This is a genomic window from Klebsiella sp. 2019SCSN059, from assembly GCF_021739525.1.
In the GTDB taxonomy this organism is placed as follows: domain Bacteria; phylum Pseudomonadota; class Gammaproteobacteria; order Enterobacterales; family Enterobacteriaceae; genus Klebsiella; species Klebsiella quasipneumoniae.
On sequence record NZ_JAKKOM010000172.1, the window covers coordinates 1 to 246 of the forward strand.

The 246-nt window shown below is 58.1% G+C and carries 1 protein-coding gene; it reads left to right on the plus strand.

Features of this window, described 5'->3' with window-relative positions:
- On the plus strand, positions 1–246 hold a 246-nt coding region (locus L2I46_RS29460), incomplete at both ends, for a DUF4158 domain-containing protein (RefSeq protein WP_236948425.1).

The window sequence follows — 246 nt, forward strand, 5'->3', positions numbered from 1 at the left end:
GACTTCACAGACGGATTTGCTCAAGCACTATACGCTGAGTGATGAAGACCTTGGGCATATCAGGCTGCGTCGGCGCGTTCACAACAGGTTCGGCTTCGCCCTGCAATTGTGTGTCCTGCACTATCCCGGCCGGGTGCTGGCTCCAGGCGAACTGATCCCTGCAGAGGTCATCGAATTTATCGGAGCGCAGCTTGGCCTGGGTGCCGACGATCTCGTAGACTATGCTGCCCGCGAGGAAACACGGCA